The organism is Sporosarcina sp. A2 (assembly GCF_050858885.1).
Taxonomy (GTDB): domain Bacteria; phylum Bacillota; class Bacilli; order Bacillales_A; family Planococcaceae; genus Sporosarcina.
In genome coordinates, this window is record NZ_CP193898.1 from 570,694 (window position 1) to 587,469 (window position 16,776).

19 protein-coding genes are annotated in these 16,776 nt (G+C 43.7%); 17 read left to right on the top strand and 2 right to left on the bottom strand.

Features of this window, described 5'->3' with window-relative positions:
• The first annotated feature begins 253 nt into the window (after positions 1–253).
• Positions 254–2,233 (top strand): S9 family peptidase, encoded by a 1,980-nt coding sequence (locus ACRPI0_RS02445; protein ID WP_432354570.1) that lies wholly within the window; start codon positions 254–256, stop codon positions 2,231–2,233.
• Positions 2,234–2,295: 62 nt separating this feature from the next.
• Here ACRPI0_RS02445 and ACRPI0_RS02450 read toward each other — a convergent pair whose 3' ends face one another.
• Positions 2,296–2,643: a hypothetical protein gene (locus tag ACRPI0_RS02450; protein ID WP_432354571.1), complete on the bottom strand. Its 348-nt coding sequence runs from the start codon at positions 2,641–2,643 to the stop codon at positions 2,296–2,298.
• Positions 2,644–3,196: 553 nt separating this feature from the next.
• Here ACRPI0_RS02450 and ACRPI0_RS02455 point away from each other — a divergent pair.
• Entirely contained in the window at positions 3,197–3,490 is a 294-nt protein-coding gene (locus ACRPI0_RS02455; RefSeq protein ID WP_432354572.1) for a late competence development ComFB family protein, read from the top strand.
• A 123-nt stretch (positions 3,491–3,613) separates the two neighbouring features.
• Here the strand turns inward: ACRPI0_RS02455 and ACRPI0_RS02460 are convergent, their stop codons facing one another.
• Positions 3,614–4,390, bottom strand: a complete 777-nt coding sequence (locus ACRPI0_RS02460; protein WP_432354573.1) for an enoyl-CoA hydratase-related protein — start codon at positions 4,388–4,390, stop codon at positions 3,614–3,616.
• Positions 4,391–4,543: 153 nt separating this feature from the next.
• On the opposite strand from ACRPI0_RS02460, the gene ACRPI0_RS02465 reads away from it, so the two are divergent.
• From ACRPI0_RS02465 to ACRPI0_RS02535, 15 genes are all read left to right on the top strand, one after another.
• Positions 4,544–5,776 (top strand): EAL and HDOD domain-containing protein, encoded by a 1,233-nt coding sequence (locus tag ACRPI0_RS02465; protein ID WP_432354574.1) that lies wholly within the window; start codon positions 4,544–4,546, stop codon positions 5,774–5,776.
• Positions 5,777–5,853: 77 nt separating this feature from the next.
• Positions 5,854–6,708, top strand: coding sequence for a DegV family protein (locus ACRPI0_RS02470; protein WP_432354575.1), 855 nt, complete (start codon positions 5,854–5,856; stop codon positions 6,706–6,708).
• Positions 6,709–6,726: 18 nt separating this feature from the next.
• The gene (locus ACRPI0_RS02475; protein ID WP_432354576.1) at positions 6,727–8,106 is read left to right on the top strand and encodes a DEAD/DEAH box helicase; all 1,380 of its coding nucleotides are present in this window, start codon (positions 6,727–6,729) and stop codon (positions 8,104–8,106) included.
• On the top strand, positions 8,103–8,726 hold the full coding sequence (locus ACRPI0_RS02480; protein WP_432354577.1) for a ComF family protein: 624 nt from the start codon (positions 8,103–8,105) through the stop codon (positions 8,724–8,726). The genes ACRPI0_RS02475 and ACRPI0_RS02480 overlap by 4 nt, the downstream gene beginning before the upstream one ends.
• Positions 8,727–8,744: 18 nt before the next feature.
• A complete protein-coding gene (locus ACRPI0_RS02485; RefSeq protein ID WP_432354578.1) occupies positions 8,745–9,155 on the top strand; it encodes a TIGR03826 family flagellar region protein in 411 nt (136 codons plus the stop codon).
• 199 nt (positions 9,156–9,354) lie between these two features.
• The gene (gene flgM / locus ACRPI0_RS02490; RefSeq protein WP_432354579.1) at positions 9,355–9,624 is read left to right on the top strand and encodes a flagellar biosynthesis anti-sigma factor FlgM; all 270 of its coding nucleotides are present in this window, start codon (positions 9,355–9,357) and stop codon (positions 9,622–9,624) included.
• 44 nt (positions 9,625–9,668) lie between these two features.
• Positions 9,669–10,166 (top strand): flagellar protein FlgN, encoded by a 498-nt coding sequence (locus ACRPI0_RS02495; protein WP_432354580.1) that lies wholly within the window; start codon positions 9,669–9,671, stop codon positions 10,164–10,166.
• Between the two features lie 13 nt (positions 10,167–10,179).
• Positions 10,180–11,679: a flagellar hook-associated protein FlgK gene (gene flgK / locus ACRPI0_RS02500; protein ID WP_432354581.1), complete on the top strand. Its 1,500-nt coding sequence runs from the start codon at positions 10,180–10,182 to the stop codon at positions 11,677–11,679.
• 16 nt (positions 11,680–11,695) lie between these two features.
• Positions 11,696–12,586 carry a flagellar hook-associated protein FlgL gene (gene flgL / locus ACRPI0_RS02505; RefSeq protein WP_432354583.1) on the top strand — a complete coding sequence of 297 codons (891 nt, stop codon included), beginning with the start codon at positions 11,696–11,698 and terminating at the stop codon, positions 12,584–12,586.
• A 186-nt stretch (positions 12,587–12,772) separates the two neighbouring features.
• On the top strand, positions 12,773–13,327 hold the full coding sequence (locus tag ACRPI0_RS02510; RefSeq protein ID WP_432354585.1) for a DUF6470 family protein: 555 nt from the start codon (positions 12,773–12,775) through the stop codon (positions 13,325–13,327).
• Positions 13,328–13,353: 26 nt separating this feature from the next.
• The gene (gene fliW, locus ACRPI0_RS02515; RefSeq protein ID WP_432354587.1) at positions 13,354–13,797 is read left to right on the top strand and encodes a flagellar assembly protein FliW; all 444 of its coding nucleotides are present in this window, start codon (positions 13,354–13,356) and stop codon (positions 13,795–13,797) included.
• Between the two features lies 1 nt (position 13,798).
• The gene (csrA, locus tag ACRPI0_RS02520) at positions 13,799–14,020 is read left to right on the top strand and encodes a carbon storage regulator CsrA (protein ID WP_432354589.1); all 222 of its coding nucleotides are present in this window, start codon (positions 13,799–13,801) and stop codon (positions 14,018–14,020) included.
• 418 nt (positions 14,021–14,438) lie between these two features.
• Positions 14,439–15,806, top strand: a complete 1,368-nt coding sequence (locus ACRPI0_RS02525; protein ID WP_432354591.1) for a flagellin — start codon at positions 14,439–14,441, stop codon at positions 15,804–15,806.
• A gap of 176 nt (positions 15,807–15,982) precedes the next feature.
• Complete coding sequence (locus tag ACRPI0_RS02530; RefSeq protein WP_432354593.1) at positions 15,983–16,366, top strand: hypothetical protein; 384 nt, start codon at positions 15,983–15,985, stop codon at positions 16,364–16,366.
• Between the two features lie 97 nt (positions 16,367–16,463).
• Positions 16,464–16,766, top strand: a complete 303-nt coding sequence (locus tag ACRPI0_RS02535; protein ID WP_432354595.1) for a hypothetical protein — start codon at positions 16,464–16,466, stop codon at positions 16,764–16,766.
• Positions 16,767–16,776: the final 10 nt, after the last annotated feature.

Sequence of the window (16,776 nt, forward strand, 5' to 3'; positions counted from 1 at the left end):
TTCAGCCTCCTCGGCGCTTCGCTCCTGCGGGGTCTTCAACCTGTGCTTATTCCTCCGGAGTCGCCACCTTCCGTTTCAATCAACGGAGATTCTGATGCATTCGATTTCCTTCTGTAGTGGGAGAGAGAAAGAGAAAGAGAAAGAGAAAGTTCAAAACCAACCACTAATATCATAGAACCCACAAAAAATATTCTTGCTATAAAAGGGAAAGTGTTACGGGTGTCGAAATAGATGGCATTAGGGAGGAATGAAGATGATAGAGAAGCAACTGGTTCGGCCTGAAGATTTGTTTGAATTGAAGTCGGTGACGAATCCGACGTTGGCTCCGGATGGTACGGAAGCGGTGTTTATTGTGACGCAGATTGATGAAGAGGAGAATGCGTACCATGCGCATTTGCATCACCTTGACGTGGAGTCTGGGAATTCGACACAGTGGACATTCGGAAAAGAGCGCGTCTCCCAACCTCAGTGGTCACCGGACGGTAGTGAAGTTGCGTTTTTATCGACACGTGAAGAAAAGAGTCAACTGTATGTTATGGCCGCAAAAGGTGGAGAAGCGCGTCGGTTGACGGATTACGCATCGGGTGTAAATAGTTTCTTGTGGGCGCCATGCGGTACGAAAGTGTGGCTTACGAGCACGTTAGAAAACGGCAAAACCTTTACTGATAAAGAAGAAGTAGAAGTAAAAAAGCAGCCTGAAGCAATTCGCGTAACAACGATGAAATATAAAATGGATGGAGCAGGGTTAGTTAAATACGACCGCCATTCGCAAATCGGTTGTCTATCCCTAGAGAGTGAAGAAATTACTGGATTCACAGAAGAGCCGTTCCAGCATTCACTTGAAGCGATTTCGCATGACGGCCAAAAATTGGTTATCGGTGTGAATCGTGCTGAAAACAAGGACTACGAGTTCCGTCAGCCACTCGTACTCGTCAATGTAGATACAAAAGAAGAAACAGTTCTTGTCGATGAACAAGGCTATTTCGGAGGCGCTTCGTTTTCTAAAGATGATCGCTATATCGCTTACGGTGGATCCAATCGGACATTTGAGAACGCAACGCATACAGACCTATTCGTCTACGATTGTGAAGACGGAACAACGCTTAATTTAACGGAAATGCTTGACGTACCGATTGGGGATGCGGTCGTCGCAGATCACCAGCAAGGACCTAATCCTCCCATCGCAATATGGACAGAAGGCAATTATTTGTATTTCCAAGTGTCTACAATGGGTGACGTTCGTTTGTATTTCGCCGATCTCGAAGGTAGTTTGTATCCAGCTTCCGCTGAAAATGAGCATATCTACGACTATGACGTTGCGACAAACGGTCAACTTGCACTTGCAGCGATTAGTGATCCGGCGAATCCTGGAGAACTTTATCGCTTAGATATAGTTACTGGTGAACGGTCAGTACTTACTTCATTCAATGAAACTTATGTAACAGATACGAACTTAGTCCAACCAGAAGCGATTCAAGTACAGGCAGCTGGGGGATTTACTGTTCATGGATGGCTCATGAAGCCTGCTAATTATAAGCAAGGAACAACTTACCCACTTGTTATTAATATCCACGGGGGACCGCACACGATGTATGGCAACTCTTTCTTCCATGAAATGCAGTTACTTGCATCACAAGGGTGGGGTGTCTTATACATCAACCCACGCGGCAGTCATGGCTATAGCCAACCATTCGTTGACGCAGTTCGCGGAAACTACGGAGGAGGCGATTACCAGGACATTATGGATGCGCTGGATGAGGGACTTAAAACGAATGACTGGATTGATCGTGATCGACTAGGGATAGCCGGTGGGAGCTATGGTGGCTTCATGACGAACTGGATTGTTGGCCATACGGATCGCTTTAAAGCAGCGGTGACACAACGCTCAATTTCCAACTGGATTAGTTTCTTCGGCGTTTCAGATGTCGGCTACTACTTGTGTGATTGGCAGATTAAAGCGGATATGACGGATATCGACACGTTGTGGAAGCATTCGCCTTTGAAATATGCGGAACACGTGAAAACACCATTACTCATTCTTCATTCTGAAAATGACTTTCGGTGTCCGATTGAACAAGCAGAGCAACTGTATATCACACTTAAAAGCATGAAAAAGGAGACCGAGTTTGTCCGGTTCCCAGAATCTGATCATAACTTGTCCCGTACAGGTAAACCAAACTTGCGGATTACACGTTTAAATGAGTTGACAGGATGGCTTGAAAAGTATTTGTAAACAGAGTAAAACGCCTGTCCCGGTGAAAAGGACAGGCGTTTTTGGTGAGGAGGGATTGGTGATTATTTACCGCAACATCCAGTAGGAGGGTCAGGAGTTAGACCTTCTTCTGCTGCGTCGATTGCGATGCCTGCTTTGATTTTCTTTACAACTGCGTCTTCGATACAACAAACTTCTTTCAATACATCAGCAAGTGCTTGGTTGAATTCGATTTTTTCGCAAGCTGTAGTTCCTTCTGGTTGGTTGTTGAAGTTATTAAACTTGTCTAGTTCTTCAAACAATAGTAGTGTCATTGCGAATTCTGTTAGCAATGCAGAAACAATCGTAATCTCGCCAAGTGTTACGTATCGGTTGTCGAGGGCTTCCGAAGCTGCAGCTTGTAGTTGATCAAGCATTTTAGCGTGTTCCATAGTCATTCACCTCCTTTAGTGGAGTGCGTCCGGACAGTAGTAGGATTGGCTGCTCGTTTGATGAGAGTTGGACAAACGTCCGCGGACAACTATCTCAATCGATTGTAGATGTGTTGAGGGGGGAGTGTTGTGCTGGTCTATGCAGTACTAGCATAGGCAGCTTGTCTAGCGAGAGTTGGACATGCGCCGCGGACAACCTTCGTAATCAGATGAGTTGAAGTGAAGGTGAGAAGGATTGGCCGATTCGTCCGAACACTTCTAGTCTATGCTGTAGATTGACTGGCGATTGGACGAGTGTCTTGGGACAACTATCGAACCGTGTTTGATGTAGTTTCATCCGGACACTTCTATACTATTCAACGCAAAAAGCTTAATATAGAACAAACTTCCTAATGCAATAGAACTTCCGGAAAATAGCTCAAGAGATTGCAACTGTTCAGGAATTATTGTAGGATGAATGTATTAGAAATTCGTCCAAACTCTTCCATATTACCTGAAGACTTGGATAGCTACGTAAAAAGTTGCGAAGGGAATTCGAACGGAGGAGAACGCTGTGGGAGTCCACAATGTGATGGAGGATGTTGTCCGGGATACGTTATTGTCATACAAAAGCAATATGAATCTTGCGTGTGACTGCGAGCAATGTTTGAACGATATTACAGCACTTGCCCTTAATGAAATAACGCCTCGCTACATCGCAAACTCAAAATATAGTCCCTATATCCGCGCGACGCATCAAGCGGATCAACAAGGTGCAACGATGATTCTTACCGTCATCACCAAGGCTGCTACACTCGTTTCACAAAGTCCGCGGTGTGAAAACTATATTGCCCAACCAGAACACTAAAAAACACCGAAGCGCATCGTAGCTTCGGTGTTTTTGTATTCATTTTAATAAACCAAGTGATTCTAACAATGCCGAGCATGGCATCATCTATTACTACGAACTAGTCTATGAATCCGAACTTTTTTATCGTCCTTTAAACATAGGCTTGCGCTTTTCAGCAAACGCATTCAATGCTTCTATCCGATCCTCGGTTGGAATCGTAATTTCATACGCTTTTCGCTCAATCGAAAGTCCTGTCGCAAGATCCGTCTTCATCCCTTGTTTAATCGCAAATTTCGCTTGTTGAACGCCAATTGGTCCATTTGCGAGAATTTTTTCGGCGAATTGCTGTGTCTCATCTTGCAACACGGCATCTTCGACAGCACGAGTCACAAGTCCGCACAATGCGGCATCGGATGCGCTTAAGCGTTGAGCTGTCAAAATGAGCTCAAGTGCCTTTGCTTCTCCGACTAATCGAGGCAACCGTTGCGTTCCACCAGCACCCGGAATGATGGCGAGTCCTGTTTCCGTCAATCCCATAATCGCGGACATCGCAGCGAATCGGAAATCACAAGCAAGTGCAAGTTCCATCCCTCCACCGAATGCAAATCCATTGATCATTGCAATCGTTGGTTGCGGCAGTTGGTCAATCATCGTGAATACTTCACCGATTTTGTTCAAGTTGCGTTTCACGTCAACGTCTGACAATGTTTTCCGTTCCTTTAAGTCAGCACCAACGCTGAGTGCTCGTTCACCAGACCCTGTCAATACAACTACACGTACTTCAGGATCAATGCGAATCTGCTCAATCGTCTCCCCTAGTTCTCGAATCATGTCGTAGTTAAATGCATTCATCGCCTCAGGTCGATTTAACGTTACCCAAGCAATTCCATTGTTCTTTTTTAAAAAAATCGTATCCAATTTAACAACCCCCATTGTCGATTCATCCCTAAAAACATACCATTTCTAAGAAGTTGAATCCAGAAAGAGTGCACTATTCTGAAATAACTCACTTGCAATGTAGTACTAATTTGCTACAATATAGGGAAATGGACTAAGTTAGGTGGAATTGTAGTGGACTCAAATGTATTTGTAGGTAGACAACCGATTTTAGATCGAAACGGAAACCTTTTCGGCTATGAGCTCTTGTATCGTAATAGTGAAATTAACCGGTTTCCTGATGTCAATCCGCAGAAAGCGACAATTGGTGTCTTAGTGAATACATTCCTAACGATAGGCGTGGACCGCGTCTCTGGTGCATATCCTTCCTTTATCAACTTTACAGGGGAACTATTGGCACAAGATTTATATGATCATCTCAATCCAGCAAGGGTGATCATCGAAGTGTTGGAAGATGTCGAAATTACCCCAGTCTTGCTCACAAGACTCCGGAAACTAAAAAATCAAGGCTTCCGAATCGCACTCGATGACTTTGTGCTAAGTAAAGAGTACGAAGTCGAAAAAGGGTTATTCCCACTCGTTGATTTCATCAAAGTCGATTTCATCCAATCGGACCGCGTAGAACGGGGACGGATTCAAAACTTCATCCGTATCTACCCGAACGTGCAATTGTTAGCTGAAAAGATTGAAACGGAAGTGGAATTTGAGGAAGCAAAGCAAGCAGGATACAGCTTATTTCAAGGATACTTCTTCGCCACTCCTGAAATTGTAAAAGGTGCCGAGGTTCCTTCGATTGAAGAGCATAACTTTCGAATCATGGACCGACTGAATGCTGAACTTCCGAGTGTGCGCGAAGTAGCGGGGCTCATTACGCAAGATATGTCGCTTACGTACAAACTTCTGCGTTTCATTAACACGTATGCGTTTGGAATTCCAAGAAAAATCACATCGATTCAGCAAGCGATCGTTCTCATTGGATTGCAAGAAACGAAAAAGTGGCTCTATATTATTACGCTTCATCAATTGGGCATAGGCGATGGGAAAGGACGAACGAAAGCACTCGTTGACTACTCGCTAATCCGTGCGAAATTGTGTGAACTTCTTGCGAAACGATTAGGTCACCAAAACTCGGATGAATTTTTCCTAGTCGGCATGTTTTCCATGTTGAACTTGATTTTGCATCGCGATTGGGAAGAAATCGAACACGATATTCCACTATCTGATGACGTGATGCACACGCTTACGGGGGAATCGACAAAAATGATGCCTTATCTTCAAATTGTCATTGCAGTTGAACGTCTCGATCTGCCACGTATGAAAGTGTTATGCAAAGAACTCAATCTTTCATTGAACGAACTCAGCGTGTATTCTCAAGAAGCCATTCGTTGGGGACGTCAAATCGACTAAGAAATTTTAAGTTTCCGTCACATAGCGTTTCCCTATTCTTTCGGAATTCGTTAGAATGAGTTCAGGAGTTGATGAGAGTGAAGATTGCAGTAGTTTCAGATAGCACGTCCTATCTACCCGAAGACTTGCGCAAGCGATTACAGATCCACGTTGTTCCGCTCGCAGTAACGATAAATGGTCAAGACTATAATGAAGAAATCGATTTAACCTCTAAAGAGTTTTACGACAAAGTGCGTGGAGATGGCCCGCTTCCAAAGACTTCTCAACCGTCTGTCGGCCAATTCGCAGAAAAGTTTCAAGAACTGAAAGACGCTGGGGCAGAAGCTATTATATCCATCCACTTGTCGAGTGGCATTAGCGGTACATACACCGGTGCAGTTCAAGCGAGCGCGCTGGATAAAACCTTGGAAGTCCGAGTCTTCGATTCGGAAATTTCCTGTTACATGCAAGGTTACTACGCAATTCGCGCAGCAGAACTTGCGCAAACAGGTGCTTCACTTGATGAAATCATAAGTGAGCTCACTGACATGAAACAGACAATGCGTGCTTATTTCATGGTTGATGACTTGTCTCATTTACAACGGGGCGGGAGATTATCCAGCGCTCAAGCATTGATTGGCGGCTTACTGCAAGTGAAACCAATCTTGCATTTTGTTGATAAAGTTATAGTACCATTCGAGAAAATTCGAACCCGTAAAAAAGCGATGAAACGAATCGCGGATTTACTCGCTGAAGACGTAGCAAAAATGCCATTAGAAGCCTCGATTATTCATGGCAATCAACCCGAAGAAGCAGATATTTGGCTCGCTGAATTGAGCGAACGGTTGCCAGACGTCGAATTCACGATCAGTCACTTTGGTCCCGTTATAGGTACCCATTTAGGTGAAGGTGCGATGGGACTCGGATGGGTTAAACGAAAAATGAATAATTAAACAGTAGGGGGTGTGCGGATGAACAAACCATTCGATCCGACCGTCAGAGCATTTCTCGACGGTCGCATTTGGTTGCGTCAGCACACGCCTTTTTCTGTGGAAATTATTGACGAACACATTGACAACGGGTTCATTGAAACGTTGCCAGGTGTAACGATGAAGAAAGGGATGTTCAATCAAACGTCCTATACATGCACACGGTGCGAAAACGAAAACCCTCAACTATTTACTACGTTCCACTGTTTACGATGCGAAGGGCCGTGCACTTACTGTCGGAACTGTCTCAAAATGGGGAGAGTGTCTATCTGTACAGAGCTTATCCTCTGGAAAGGTCCTGAAACGATTTATCCAACAGACCACACGCTCGCGTGGGTAGGGACGTTGACGAAACATCAGCAGCGCGCTTCTGAAGAACTCTATGAAAGTACGATGATTGCACGTCCACATTTAATTCACGCCGTGTGTGGCTCTGGAAAGACAGAAATTCTATTCGAACCGATTCATAAATTACTGACAGCAGGCAAACGTGTCTGTATCGCAGCACCTCGTGTCGACGTCGTCTTGGAACTCGAACCGAGACTTCGCGCAGCGTTTCCATCTACGAATCTCGAAGCGCTCTATGGCGGAGCAGAGGTTAAAGTGTTCGACGCACAACTAATTCTAGCGACTACCCATCAGCTTTATCGATTCCGTCACGCATTCGATGCGATTTTTGTAGATGAAGCCGACGCCTTTCCATATACGGCCGAGAAAACACTTCAACATGCAGTTCGTAAAGCAGCGAAACCCGGAGCACCGATTCATTTCGTCACCGCAACACCATCTGAAAAGCTTTTATCAACTATCCAGAAAACAGGTGCGGTTTCGACCATCTATCGACGCTATCATGGCCATCCACTCCCACGACCGCGCTATGAACCGCTTTGGAACTATTCCAAACAGCTATCTAAGGGGAAGTTGCCGAAAGCGCTTGAAGTGTGGATTACGAAACGCCTCAAGAAGAATGAACCGTTTCTCGTCTTCTTCCATGAGATTGAGTTGATGATGAAAGCGGAACTAGCCTTCAGGCAACTCGACGACCGAATTCGGGCCGTCCACTCTGCGCATCCTGACCGAACACAACATGTCCAAGATTTACGATCAGGTAAACTACCAGGGTTACTCACAACAACGATTTTGGAACGAGGTATTACGATTAAGAACGTTCAAGTGGCCGTTGTCGGTGCCGAACAATCCATATTCGATGCAGGTGCACTTGTGCAAATTGGAGGCCGAGTTGGGCGCAATGTCAACCATCCATCTGGTGATTTCGTGTTGTTCCATAACGGTATTAGCTATGCAATGGATAGAGCACGTCGAGAAATCGATAGACTGAATTCAGGAGGCGAAGCTACTTGAATCCTTGCTTACTCTGTATGAATCCTATTTCAGAAGTTGCTTCCTGGCAATCGTTTTTCGGATTGGAAAAGAACAAAACACTTTGTGCCGACTGTTCAAAACGCTTCATTCGTGCCGACATAAAGGAAGAAGGTATGGATGAACGTACAGCGCTAGATGCCGTGCACTCGTTATATGAATACGACGAAGCGATGCGTGACTGGCTGCATCAATACAAATTCTTGCAAGACGTTGCACTTGCAGATGTCTTCGCAAAAGAACTTCGAGGTGCATTTAAGAATACGGACGTCATTGTTCCAATACCGATGCATGTGGAGCGAGCGCGTAGCCGGACATTTTCTCATGTGGAGACGTTGCTGGATGCGGCAAAGCGCCCATATAAGACCTTTCTCGCGAAAACAAATGCAGAAGTAATGGGTGAAAAGTCGAAGCAACAGCGACTTGAGATGGAAAAATTATTCGAACTCGTACCGGGAGTCAAGATTGAACCGATTACGTACCGACTCGTAGATGATATTTATACAACTGGTACGACACTCCTTCAAGCGGCAACAGTGTTGAAAGCAGCGGGTGCTGCGCGGGTAGAAGCAGTGACGTTAATCCGATCGATGAAGAAATAAGCACTGGAGGAACAACAGATGGCTGAACTAAAAGATTGCCCATCGTGTGGTCAGTTTTTCAACTACACGGGGGTTCGTGAAGTATGCGGGAAATGTGGAATGAACGAAGAACGAGTTTATGAAGATGTATATCGATTCTTACGGAAACGGGAAAACCGTGCCGCAACGATTGAACGAATCGTCGAAGTGACGGAAGCGACTGAATCGATGCTTCATAAATGGGTACGAAAAGGACGCTTGCAACCTGCGATGTTCCCAAATCTCGGCTATCCGTGCGATAGTTGTGGCAAGCTGACTTCTACAGGGAAACTTTGTGATGAGTGTGCATCCGATATTAAACAAGATCTTAAAACGTTTGAAGCCGCAACTGAATTTCGAGAAGCGGTTCGTCAAAATGACCGAGCAACGTATTTATCAAGAAAGAACTAATGAGAAACCCAGCAGAAACCTTTCTGTTGGGTTTCAAATCGTTTACAATGGGTATGTGTAAAGCGCTACCAATCCACTAGGTAATGAGAAGTAGATATCCTAAAACCTATAATTTCATACGAAAGACCCTTCAATAACTCGGAATTCAGCCGAAATAGTAAGTATTAGCCACTACAATTCGAAAGGAGCGAGAACAGACATGAAGATTACAAACAATAACGTTCAACCTGTGAATCCATATAAAGCGAACCAAGTAAAGAGTGAAAAAGTAAAGCACGAAAATTCTGTTCAGACTGATCGTCTTGAAATTTCCAATGAGGCGAAGAAACTATCGGAACCGAGTCCGATTACAACACAACGTAACGAAAAAGTCAGCGCATTGAAAGCACAAATTCAAGCTGGCACATATAAGGTCGACGCGGAGCAACTTGCTTCCGATCTAATCGGTTATTACCAACCGAAGCTTTAAGCGGGCGCATTTCAATGTAGAAAGCAGGGATACTCATGGACAACATGACAATCGAAAAGATTCTAAGTACGCTCAACCAACTTGAAAAGCTGCATAGAAGCCTGCTGCGCATCGCAAACGAAAAAACGGCATGCATTAAGAAAAACGACATTAGTGGACTCGATCAGCTGTTAAAAGACGAGCAATCTCATCTCGCAGCAATCTTGCAAACAGACAAAGCGCGCGAAACGGCAGTTGTTGCCTTATTTACCGAACAAGGACGTCCGGTACCTCTTCAACCTGCGATCACTGATGTATTAGACATCATCCCGGAGCCTGATCACACACGGCTCAAGGAGGCGAAGGACCGTCTCCTGCATGCGATTCATGAATTGAAATGGCAGAACGATTTAAACCAGAAGCTGACCTATCAATCGCTTCAATTTGTGAATCTGTCGCTGGACATGGTCCGTCCACGGACCGAATCCGTGAACTACTCGAAAAAAGAAGTACTAGGCAAACCCCTATCTAAAGAAGTACCATCATTCGATTCGCAAGCTTGAGGAGGAAATACAAATGGGTTCCACATTTATGGGATTAGAAACGAGCAAACGCGGCCTGCAAACCCAGCAGTCCGCTCTTTACACGACAGGACATAATATCAGTAACGCGAACACACTTGGCTATTCACGTCAGCGAGTAAATATGGAAGCAACTTCAGGTTTTCCAGGAGTTGGGATGAATGCAGGCACGATGCCAGGATTCCTTGGGACTGGCGTACAAGCAGGAGCGATTCAGCGTGTCCGTGACAGCTTTGTTGATCAACAATACCGTGGTGAGTCTACTAAGCTTGGATACTGGGATACTCGTTCAAAAGCGGTCGGTCAGATTGAAGATGTCATGAATGAGCCGTCGGATAGTGGATTACAGAAATCACTCAGTCAGTTTTGGGGGAGTTTGCAAGATTTAGCTGTGCATCCGGAGAACGGTGGCGCACGGAAAGTTGTTATTGAACGAGGAAAAGCTGTGGCGGATTCGTTCAACTACATGAACAAGTCGCTTCAAGAGTTAAAAACGAACAATGCACAGGAGATTGACATCTCAACGACAGATATCAACTCCATTTTGAATCAAATTGTTAGCTTAAACAAACAAATTAGTAGTGTAGAACCGAATGGATACTTACCTAATGATTTGTATGATGCACGAGATGCATTAGTCGATCAACTAGCGGGATATCTGCCGATAGAAATGGGAACACCTATACCTTCAGGTGGTAATGCTCTTAAAGGGATGGCTGAAGGCTCTTTAGTCATTAACATTAAAACAAAGAATGGAAGTATTCCTTTACTTAGTGGAACAGAGACGGGTCAATTGAGCGCTGTGAAAACAGGGGATACTATAGATGGATTTGCGATTAGTGCGTTTGGCAGTAATGCTGCTGGTTCTCTAGATGTTGGGACTATGGAGCAAGATAAAGGTCGTTTAAAGTCGTTAGTGGATACAAATAATACATTGCTTCCTAAAATGATTGCTGACCTCGACAAAATGGCGAATGCTTTTATGAAAGAGTTCAATGATCAACATAAAGCGGGTCATGGAATAGGCGATAATTCGACTGGAAATGCATTCTTTGAAGGTGAAGGAACGGGTGCTGGCGGTATTAAAGTTAGTGAAACAATTATCCAGGATCCTTCTCTCATTGCGGCTTCTTCAAAACCAGGAGAAGAAGGTAATGGCGAAAACGCGAAAGAACTTGGGAATATCCAGTTTAAGAAATTAGATGGTACAGCTGCAGATAAGTTAGATGGAGCCACCATTCAAACCTTCTTCCAAGGCGTTATCGGTCAACTTGGCGTTGACGGTCAACAAGCGGATAAAATGAAGTTCAACTCAGAAACGCTCATGATATCGGTGTCGAATCGCCGTGATTCCATTAGTGCTGTATCGCTCGATGAAGAAATGACGAACATGATCCAATTCCAGCAAGCGTACAACGCTTCAGCACGTATGGTGACTGTGGTGGATGAAACACTCGACAAGATCATCAATGGCATGGGTGTTGTCGGTAGATAAATGAGGGGGAACTACAATGCGCGTAACACAATCAATGCTTTCCAATAATATGCTTCGTAACCTAACAACGAGTTACGGGAAAATGGGGAAGCTGAATGACCAGCTGACGACTGGTAAAAAAGTGAATCGCCCTTCTGACGATCCAGTCGTTGCTATGCGTGGTCTTGCGTACCGTATGCAAACGGATAAAGTTGAACAATACCAACGTAATATTGGTGAAGTTAACAACTGGCTAGACAGTACAGACGATGCATTGGATAAAGTCGGTCAAGCATTGCACCGTACGCGAGAGCTTGTATTGAGCGCTGCGAACGGTACGATGACTGAAGATGACCGCGAAAAAGTTAAAGCTGAATTGAGTCAGCTTCGCGAACAGGTTCAGGATATTGCGAATACGAAAGTTGGAGATAAGTACTTGTTTAGCGGTACAAAGACAGGTACTCCACTTTATAATGATGGCGCGTATCCTCAGCTAAGCACAGATGCGGTTAATCCTGCCACTGAAAAGACAGGCTTCGAATCTGACGTGAACATCGATGTGTTTGATGGAGTGAAGTTGAATGTCAATTCGACTACTGCGAAGATGTTTAAAGATATTGATGCGATGTTCGGAAGTTTTGTTGGAACTGGTGCTGATTTCGATAAAGCAATCGGTGATGTGGATGATCAAATGAGTGCTCTGTTGACGGAACGCTCGAGTGTCGGTGCACGACAGAACCGTGTGGAGCTTATGGATAATCGGTTGGAGGCTCAAGAGGGGATTGCGAAGAAGCAGCAGTCGTTGAATGAGGATATTGATTATGAGAAAGTGATTACGGAGATGATTTCACAGGAGTCTGTGCATCGTGCGGCTTTGTCAGTGGGGGCGCGAATTATTCAGCCTTCTCTTGTAGACTTTTTAAGATAATAGGTTTTGCATGTGTGTGCCAGGTGCTTTTGTGCCTGGCATTTGTGCTTAGACGGTGTTGATTTCAGCTGCAGGTGGACGCTTTCCGCTCGGAGGTGCCTGTGCCCGACACCATTCGCGTCCTTCCACGAATTGTGACGGGCACAGACACCCTGCATAAATAGTAAGAGTAAGGAGTTGCGGATAATGACAGTCCCTCAAATACAGGTCCAAACAACGCCCGGGAAACTGGGACTAACCATCGATAAACCCGTCCAGCAGATTGAGCAACCGAAGGCTACAATGGAGCAGCAGCAACCCGCTGCGATCTTGGAGATTTCGACGACGCCTTCGCAGTTGTCGATTGATACGACAGCGGTGCGGGAAGATATTGATCAGAAGAGTTCGTTTAGGCGGACGGAAGAGTATGCTCAACTGGGGCGACAGGCTGCAATGGATGGAGTCGGACGCAGAGCTTCTGAAGGACAGCAGCTTTTGAAGATTGAGAATGGCGGTAATGTTATTGCAGATCTCGCGAAACAGAATGGTACCCCACCACCAGCTCCACTAGGAATTCGATTTATTGGAGATCGTTCGAAGATACAAATGTCGTTTACACCTGGTAAAGCTAACATCCATGCGACTCCGCAGAAACCAATCCTTAATGTCCAAGTGAATAAACCGATTCATACATATACACCAGGGAAAGTAACTGCAAATATGGAACAGTACCCATCCATTCAAATCGATTGGAAGGGATAATTACGAATGGAAAAGAGGGATTATAGATGAGCATTCAAACAAAATTTCATGGAGAACTTGATATTGAAGCACTGAAGCAGTGGACATTTCCTAATGGTCTACCAGGACTTGAAGATGAAAAGCAATTTGTCTTGCTTCCAATAGACGGCAACGATAGCATACAAGTGATGCAGTCAGTCAATAATTCAACGATCGCGTTAATTGTATCCAATCCATATACGATTTTAAGTGACTACTCATTTGAAATTGACGAACCGACACTTAATCTTTTAAAGATAAAATCACAAGAAGAGTTAATGGTATTAGCCGTTATGACATTGAAACAACCGATTAAGTCGTCAACTATGAATCTACAAGCACCACTAATTTTTAACATCGTCAATCAAACAGCGAAGCAAATGATCATAAACGATTCACAGTACAGCCTACGACACCCAATCGGACAACCTGTAGAAAAGGGGGCGCATTAATATGCTCGTCCTTTCTAGGAAGACAAACGAAACAATTATAATTGGTGATAACATCGAGTTGCGAATTTTAGAAGTAAAAGGAGATACCGTTCGTATCGGCATTGAAGCCCCAAAATCCGTAGATATTATGCGCGGAGAACTTGTACAGTCGATATCAGAGACGAATGCTGAAGCGATTACTGTCGAGTTGGATGTATTTAATCAGTTGATGAACACGGATTGAGAGCCTATTGAAGGCTCTTTTTTTCATGACTATTTAGAAATTGAATCAAATTCCACCGAACATTATCACCATGCCGGATGGAAGACTGTTAAACAATTTGCGTCCTTCCGCGAATTGTGTGACAGCCTGCCAACCTATGAATGGAAAAGCCCAAAAACAGTGGGAAAGAATGCCTCACAGGCTCTATGGTTTTTGAAAGTTTTTACTAAAAAATGCTAGCGGAGGCGTACTCCCCATGTATACGGTGTATCAATTTCTAAAAAACTTCTCAAAACTACTAAACACTCTCTCAACCAATCCGATATTATCTATGTAAGCAAGGGATATATGTTTCGGCCGGCATCACATCCCGAGCGAGCAACAAATACATCAGGTTCACAAGGACGTGAACCTAACACAACTCAAGGAGGAAATTATAATGATTATTAATCACAATATTACAGCACTTAACACACACCGTCAGTTGAACACAGCAACTACTGCACAGTCTAAATCAATGGAGAAATTAGCTTCAGGTCTTCGCATTAACAAAGCTGGAGACGACGCAGCTGGTCTTGCGATTTCTGAGAAAATGCGTGGACAGATTCGTGGATTAGATATGGCTTCTAAAAATGCACAAGATGGTATTTCTATGATTGCAACAGCTGAAGGTGCATTGAACGAAACACATGATATCCTTCAACGTATGCGTGAACTAGCGGTACAATCTGGTAATGATACAAACACAGATACTGACCGTGGTGAAATTCAAAAAGAAATCACCCAATTGAAAGAAGAAGTTGACCGTATTGGTAACACGACTGAATTTAACACTAAGAACTTATTGGATGGCCGTTCAGGTAAAAATGCACTTGTAACTGCTGAAACGGGTACTGGTGATTTAGTAAAAGTGGTGTCTACTGGTGCAAATGCAATTGGTGGAACATATACAGGTATAACTATTACTGGTGCAGCAACTAAAACTACTTTAGCGGCAGGTGCAGATGTTGCTGCTGCAGTTACGAATGCGGCTGATACGAACCTAATACTTAATGATGTCGCTTTCAATTTTGCTAAAGGTACAACTGCAGCGGATATGGCATCGGCTATCAATGCGAAGTCTAAGGAAATTGGATTTACAGCTACTGAGGCTGGTGGTAAATTGACATTTGCGGCAAATGACTTTGGTTCTGGATATACTTTAACTGCAACTGGTACAGCAAAAGCAGCAATTGGTGCTGCAACTTCAGGTAAAAATGCTAACATTACAGGATTACCTGCTGGAGTTACAGCAACTGTAACTGATGCTAAACAAGGTGCAACTGTTACGCTTACAGGTGGTTCTTTAGACGGCACTATAATCAACACAGCTGGAACAGCTGACACAGATACTATTGAATTGACAGTTGCTGACAATAGCCTTGAATTCCAAATTGGTGCTAATGAAGGACAAAAAATCAATATTTCAGTACAAGATATGCGTGCTGGTGCACTAGGTATTGACAACATTGACGTAAGTGATGCTACATCTGCTAGTAAAGCAATTACGACTATTAATAATGCTCTAGAGAAAGTATCTGGTGAGCGCTCGAAACTTGGTGCTTACCAAAACCGTTTGGAGCACACAATCAATAATTTAAACACTTCTTCTGAGAACTTGACTTCTGCTGAATCACGTGTACGTGATGTTGATATGGCGAAAGAAATGATGAACCAAACTAAGAATTCTATTCTTGCACAAGCTTCTCAGGCAATGCTTGCACAAGCAAACCAGTTGCCACAAGGAGTTCTACAACTTCTTCGTTAATATTAGATTACATGAAAGAGACTCTAGTTTTACTAGGGTCTCTTTTACATATAGAGGTAATGAAATAGAACGAAAGTATATATTATATACAAGAACATGCATTCATCAGATGTTCACAAATACTGGGCTTCTCTCTTCGGAGGGAAGCCTTTTTCAATTGATTAGGGGGAAATAAAATGAAGGTGCTGGACGAATATTTTGAATTGAATCAGTTAAGCGAAAAAGGAATTCCACATGAAGTAAAACGGTACATTATGCAGGAATGGATGCAATTTTACAATGCCTTGTCGTTAGATGAGCACGTGGAGGATTTTGACATGAGCAAGCACTGCCGAATGGTTCTTCTAGAAACACCGGAGGATGATTTCCAGTTTATTGGGTTGCCTAATAGCCTGGTTGATTGCACTGTGGAGTTAGTGACCATTGAAGAAAGCATTTTAATGTACCAAACCTTCATCCTAAATGACAATGAAAGTGGAATCATGTTGTACTCTATTGTTGGAACATTAGGTAATGAAACAGAAAGCTTTTTAGCTGAACAAGCAGAACGTGTAGGATAACGCCTCAATCTCAGAAATGGGATTGGGGTATTTTATTATGATAATCTATCAAGCAAAAAACAGTAAATAATCAGGGTTACTTGTAGGAGGAGAAAAGATGATGTATGTGGACTGGTTTGTTGGAACAATGAAAAAGACGTTTAATATTGAAGTCAATCGAGAGGATGTAAGTTTTGAAGCCTATGATTTCTATCATGAGGAGCTTGATGACTTGTTAATTCCAGCGAAACATCTTGTAAAGCTACCTAATCCGCTGCTCTTGGAAACACTGATGTATGTGGATGATAAAGGTAATGAGTGGGTAGCAGCATTTGCAACAGAGGAAGGAACAAGAAAGAAATTGTATGAATTATGGATAAAGAATGGGAAACCGATAGCTTATGAAATGTATGTCGACTAATAAAATCATT